This is a genomic window from Protofrankia sp. Cas8 (genome assembly GCF_963555845.1).
GTDB lineage: Bacteria > Actinomycetota > Actinomycetes > Frankiales > Frankiaceae > Protofrankia.
Genome location: NZ_CAUVXI010000273.1, coordinates 1 through 6,114 on the forward strand (window position 1 = coordinate 1; position 6,114 = coordinate 6,114).

Genomic DNA, 6,114 nt, shown 5'->3' on the forward strand with positions numbered 1-6,114 from the left:
GTGACACCAACCAGGTGGGTGAGAACCGAGGCGAGTTTCATCCCGGTGTCCTCGAGTTCCTTCTCCAGCCGCTGGGCCTCCCAGCCTGCGGCGCGCACCAGTTCGGTCCGCCGGCGGGTCAGGTCCCGAAGCTCCCGGATCTTCCGCCCCGGGACGAAGGACGCCATCACCATGCCCGACGCGCCGGCCCGCGCCAGGAACGCCGCGTCACTGGGATCGGTCTTGCGCCCCCGGATCCCCTTGAGATGAGAGGGGTTGACCAGCATCAGGTTCAGGTCCGGCTGCAACACGTAGTAGACCGCCCGCCAGTAGTCGGAGGTGGCCTCCAGCACCACGACCTCCACCTGGCGTTCCAGAAGCCAGGCCCGCAACCGCCGTACCTCGGCGCCGGTGGTCCCGAACCGTTCGGTCTCCAGCAGCCAGTTGCCGGTCTGCCGCGGGTTTGGCATACGGGCGCAGGCCACCAGGAACCGCTTGCCCAGATCCACCCCTGCGGACCGCAGATGAATGACCTCATCCTTCACGTTCTCGCTGGTCACAGCCTCTCCGTCTCCCTCACACTCCACCCGGCGGGTGCCCCGGAGAGGCCAGAGGAAGAGGCGGAATCTGACACGCGTGCTCCGGGCGGCAGACCGCCCTGACACAACCCATGATCCCCTAATCGGCCCCCATCGCCATCCTGTAAAACGAGCTCACCCCGCATCACAGGCCCAACGGCTGACCGGGGCACCCGAGACCAATTTTCCAGTACCCATGATGATCAGCGCAGCGATCCGCCCTGCCTGTAAAAGTAACGGCTCTGCCGCACATCCGGTGGTAGCTGACGTGACCTGCCATGTCACGATCCGTCATGGTTGGTGTGGATGGCTTGGTGGCGGTGGTGTTCGCGGGGTTGGCGCCGCTGGTCGTGGATGATGTGGCGGACGAGGGTGACCGGATCCGGGTCACGGCACGGACCCCGGACCGGCCGGCCGCCTGTCCGCGGTGGGCGGGTAGGAGCGGGTCTGGCCGTTCTGGTCGGTGCTGGTGCGCCCGTAGCGCCACCGTGTTCCGGTCCTGCGGTTGATCCCGACCTCCCGGCACGCCGCCGAGTTGCTCACGCCCTGCGCCATCAGCCGAGGGTAGTGATCACGCTTGGCCTGGTCAGGCTCGGGGCCGCGCTTGCGGATGTTCCGTCGAGATCCGGTCACTGCAACACCTTTCGGGACTGGTGTTGCAACCACCGCTAGAACTCAAGCTGGAAGGCGGGGCCACTCGAATCTCTCAAAGCCAATCGTCAGCGCGTCGGCCTGGACGAACCGGTACGGGCCGGCGTCGAGCGGACGGCTCCGGAACGCCTCGACCTGGGCGTCCAGATGCTCGAGGAGCTTGTCGACCCTTCTCGTCGATACTCCGAGCAGATAGGACGTCGCCACGACCGAGATCAGCGCCTGTTCGGCACGCCGCCGCCGCCGGGTCAGCAGCCATTCCGGGAAGTAGGAGGCCTGCCGCAGCTTCGGCACCGCCAGCTCGATCGTCCCGGCACGGGTGTCCCATTCCCGCATCCGGTAACCATTCCGACGATTGACTCGATCCGGAGATACCTCTCGGTATTCGGCGCCGCAGATCCCATCCGCGTCGGCGCCCATCAACGCCTCCGCGAACGCCTTCACCATTGAGCCCAGCAGGTCCGGACTCGCGGCCATCAGTTCCTTGCCGAACCCCTCGGCATCGGTCACAGTCGGGTGCACGGCCATCGCGTATCTCCTCATCGAGTTCTTGGCGGTTCTCGAAAAGGATCACGCGGTGGTCGCTCTACGTCACGGACCCCCGCTCCGGTGAGTCGTTAGGTGATCACGATCCGTATACCACGTCAGTGGACGCCACTTAGAGCTTGTCTTACGTGGGGTGGGGGAGTTTTTTCCAGCAGGTGATCGCGGCGGCGAGGGTGAGGAATCCGAGGAAGTTACGGCCGTTGCGTTCGTAACGGAGAGTCAGTCGGCGGTATCCACCCAGCCAGGCCAGGGTCCTCTCCACTTTCCACCGGTGTCGTCCAAGGCGTTCGGTGCTTTCCACGCCCCGCCGGGCGATACGTACGGTGATGCGGCGCCGGCGTAGGAAACGTCGCAGGTCCGGATAGTCGTAGGCCTTGTCGGCACGGAGCTTGTCCGGGCGGCGGCGCCGCGGGCCACGCCGGGAGCGGATCGCGGGGATGCTGGCTACCAGCGGGATGAGGACCTGGCTGTCGTGCAGGTTCGCCGTCGAGACCGCCACGACCAGCGGTAACCTGTCCGCGGCGGTCAGGACATGGATTTTCGAGCCCGCTTTGCCGCGATCGACCGGGTTTGGACCGGTCAGGCTGCCCCTTTTTTCGCGCGTAGGCTGGCTGCGTCCACGATCACCGACGACCAGTCGACCTGCCCGGCGATTCCGTGGGCGTCCAGGATCATCCGGCGTAGCCGGGGCCAGACACCCACCCGGGTCCACGCCTGGAACCGGCGGTGCGCCGTGGGTACCGACACCCCGAACTCGGCTGGCAGATGCCGCCAGGCGCACCCCGCGGTCAGCACGTAGACCACCGCGGTGAACACCGCCCGGTCCTCGATCGGCGCGGTTCCGCCACCCTGCTGACGGGTCTCGAACCGAGGCAGCAGCGGTTCCACCAGCTCCCACAGATCATCCGGGACCAGCCGCCCGGCGAGGCTGTTCTCCATCACATCCATGATCAGATATGTACCCGGAGCACCCACACAAGACACGCTCTTAGCCGCGGACGCCCGGATAGGGCAGGCTGGTTAGTTTTCAACCGCTGTTGAGAGCTGGAACGTCGGGCCGTCGGCCGTACCCTCGGTGCGGCTGCGGTAGGAGAAGGCCCGGCTGCCGAACCGGCGGTACCGGATGCTGGCGCCGATGCTGACCCGTCCGACGGCGTCGGTGTTGGCGGGTACTCGCGCGATGAGGCGCAGCCGCTGGATACCGCTGATGGGCCACGCCGACGCCTCGGTGAGGTGCCATGCCGGCCTAGACGTGCCCTCGTATCGGGCCTCGACCATCACTTGCCGAGATTCGCCGCCGCGGGTGATACCCAGTTCGGAGACGAACACGCACGGGACGGCGATCTTCGCGGTCACCGAGATCGGTTGGATGCGCTCGAGCCTTAGGGGTTCGAGCGACGTCGCCACCGGAGGTTCGGCGTTGGGCGCGGCGACGTTTGCGAGCTCGACCTGTATCCAGGCGGTGGCGAGTTGCTGGTCGTCGGTCGGTGTGAAGGTGCACGAGAGGCCGACGAGGTGGTAATGCCACCGGCTGGCGTCGGCCCCGATAAAGCGGGTCAGTTCGGGGTCGTCGGTCGTGCGGTCCGCGGTCAGGCGGACCGTCTGAGGCCGGCCGACAACCACGAGCGAATCGATAAGCGGAGGCGGCCCACCGCCCCCACGGACGGACCGCAGTTGGAGTGGCACGGCCCGCCCGGGCCCGTCCGCGAGGCTCATTTCGATCATCTGCTGACCCCTCCAAGGAGGTGGAAGGCGCCCCAGTCCCAGTACTGCGGATACGAGGCGCGGGTGGTTTCCTGGGCGGTACGGAACGAGTCGAACACGTCGGAGCCCGAATCGAGCTGTCGGTACAGGGCAGGAAAGAACACGGCGGCGACCTCGTCGGAGACGTCCCACTGGGTGCCGATGATGGTCTGTACCCCGGCGAGCAGCAGAGCTGCTGGCAGGCCCTGCAGGTTGTCTTGCCGGTCGAGCCGGCCGAGCGCCGTCTCGCAGGCGCTAAGCGTAAGGAGTTCGAGGCCACGGAGGTCGTAGGCGAGTAGTTCATGGGCGAACAGGATCGCGTCGTCGCCGGTGCCGTTGAGGTAGACGCACTGGAAGCTCGGCGCCTCGGCGTCGTGCTCGCCGTGGCCGGAGATATGCACGAATCTGCTGTGCTGCAACGCGTGCAGCACGGTGGGCTTGGTAGCCGCGTCCTCCGGCACCGGCTCGGCGCCGAATACGGCGGCGACGGCCGCGGCCTCCTCCATGGCTCGCGGCAGGGCCGGCAGCCGGGGCCGGTCGTCGTTTTCGTAGGTCAGCCCGAAGCTGGTGATCGTGGCCGTTCGGGCCGGGACAGCGTCACCTCGATCGGGCCGCGGGCGCAGCAGCCCGATGTTAGGCAGGTAGGACACCGTCCATTCACTGGCCAGCGGCTGCCCGGGCGGCCCGACGAGGTGGAACGGATAGTAGTGCAGCGGACCGTGCGGCACGATCCGGAGCCGATCTTTACCGGCTCTGCGGAGCTCCTCGAGCCGCGGTTTCAATCGGCCCAGATAGCTTTCGACGCCCGAGGCGAGCATCCGACCGGCTTCGGCGTCGACGAGGTCGGTCAGCGGATCGGTCTGGACGCGGCGGCGCAGTTCGGCGACGAACACACCAATGGGAGACGTCGTGACGGTCAGGTCGTCGGCGCGGAGGAAGACATCGCCGGGCGGTGCGTTGTCGATGCGGATCTCGGCGGCCACCTCGTCGGCGGTGACCAACAGGTAGGCGGTGCCGATGTCGTCGTCGGTCCACCCGCCGGAGAAGTAGACGAGGAGCACCGTGCGGGCGTCGAGCGCCGCCTGGACCTGGTCCAACCGCATCGGCGTCGGTACCTGTTGCAGGCCGGCCCGCATCGCCGCGGTCACGTGATGGTCGAAGCGCCTGCGGCGGAGCCGGAGCCGGTCGGCCGGGCTGGCACTCGGGCGCCGGTCGGCGGTGTCCGACCAGCTCACCAGGATGGTGTCGTCGTCAATGAAGCCGGGATGGAGGGTGGCGAACTCGGGTGCCATCTCACCCTCGGCCGGCGCCGTGCGGGCGAGCAGGTCTTTGCCGTCCTCGTCGAGTTCGGCGAGCGGGGGAGGCGTATCGGCCAACATGACGTGCAGCCGCCAGCCCTTAGCGATCTGGAACAGCACAGCTAGGAGCTCCGTCGCCACCCCGGTGGTTGCAAGGCTGTATAGGAGGCGGGCCAGGATGAGCTGGACAAGCCGTCCGGATTGCGGATCCAGGTCGTCGGCGACGGTGTTGACTACCATCAGGCCGCCGAGGACGTGGAACGCGGAGTCCGCGGTCAGCCGCGTGGCAAGCGAGTTCAGTAGCGAGAGGCAGTCACCGGCCCGTTTGAACAGGCGCAGATCGACGTAGTAGACGAGCGCGTCGACGAGCGCGTCCGCGGCGGCAGCAGGGTCGTCGGCGACGAGTGCGTGCGCGGCCGTGGCGTACTCGAGTTTGGCTTCGACGTACGTCGCGACGTATGGGTGTGCCTCGGCAAGGTCGGGCGTCACGGATCGTGCCGCGGTGAAGGCATCGACGGCGGCCCCGGTTGCCGACGGGATGTCGACCAGCAGGTTGGCGATGTGGATGAGCCAGGCGGACCGCGCCGGTGCGGTGTCGGGGGATCCGTCACTCAGCCGGTGGGCCAACGCCGTCAGGTCTTCCAGCGGGAGCGGTTCTGGAAGGCCCCGTAGCTGTTCCAGATCCGGGTCGTAGACGGCTCTGACGAGACCGATCTCCAAGACGAACTGGTCTTCGCGGTCCTGCTCGTCGCCGTGTCGGTCGACCAGACTGGCGCGTACCTCGGCGAGTTGAAGCATCATGGTGTCGTCGTGGCCGGCGGCGCGGGTCATCACCACGCCGAGCGCCGCGATGGCGAGATCGGGTGGCGTCCGGTCGATCAGTGACTTGAGACGGTCGTAGTCGCCGGCGTCGGCGTTGCGCAGAATCTCCTCCGCGACCTGGACGATCCGGGGTGTGACCGGCGGATCGTCGTCGGTCGCGACCGACTCGAGCCGTTCGAGCTCCTCGGTGTCGACTGTGTCGCCCAGCCGAGCGCGCCATCGCAGGATGTCTCCTAACCGAGACATTGCCCTGTGTCGTTGCCCGGTGTTGCCGCCAAGCTCCAATTCCGCCCGGACGTAGGTCTCGGCGGCCAGCAGCGCCTCGGTTGGGGTGGGCAGCGTGAAGGTCGGTTCCCGAGCCACTAGACGAGTAAGTCCGATCTCTGGGCGGCCGATGATCGGGAATTGGGAGAGGGTCTCCAAGGTCGAGTTGTGACGCAAGACCTAGAGACCCTCCTGATTGCACTGTATGTAAAGATCGACGATCGGCCTGGAAG

General features: G+C 67.2%; 5 protein-coding genes and 1 pseudogene. All 6 read right to left on the bottom strand.

Annotated features, from left to right (window positions below; all coding sequences use genetic code 11):
* A partial coding sequence (locus U9977_RS24955; protein ID WP_322751724.1) for an IS110 family transposase occupies window positions 1-539 on the bottom strand: 539 nt, incomplete at its 3' end.
* Window positions 540-944: 405 nt separating this feature from the next.
* Window positions 945-1,190 (bottom strand): hypothetical protein, encoded by a 246-nt coding sequence (locus U9977_RS24960; RefSeq protein ID WP_322751725.1) that lies wholly within the window; start codon window positions 1,188-1,190, stop codon window positions 945-947.
* Between the two features lie 81 nt (window positions 1,191-1,271).
* A pseudogene (locus U9977_RS24965) lies at window positions 1,272-1,736 on the bottom strand (transposase); the annotation flags it as partial.
* Between the two features lie 142 nt (window positions 1,737-1,878).
* Window positions 1,879-2,693 (bottom strand): IS5 family transposase gene (locus U9977_RS24970; protein WP_416210773.1). Its coding sequence is split into 2 segments (ribosomal slippage): window positions 1,879-2,345 and window positions 2,345-2,693, totalling 816 coding nucleotides; the frame shifts between segments, so codons are not numbered across the junction.
* Between the two features lie 81 nt (window positions 2,694-2,774).
* Entirely contained in the window at window positions 2,775-3,479 is a 705-nt protein-coding gene (locus tag U9977_RS24975) for a hypothetical protein (protein WP_322751726.1), read from the bottom strand.
* Window positions 3,476-6,058, bottom strand: coding sequence for a CHAT domain-containing protein (locus tag U9977_RS24980; protein ID WP_322751727.1), 2,583 nt, complete (start codon window positions 6,056-6,058; stop codon window positions 3,476-3,478). The genes U9977_RS24975 and U9977_RS24980 overlap by 4 nt, the downstream gene beginning before the upstream one ends.
* Window positions 6,059-6,114: the final 56 nt, after the last annotated feature.

Bases quoted from the DNA above. Each gene is read 5' to 3' on its own strand.
- U9977_RS24975 (WP_322751726.1), bottom strand. From the start codon at position 3,479: ATGATCGAAATGAGCCTCGCGGACGGGCCCGGGCGGGCCGTGCCACTC.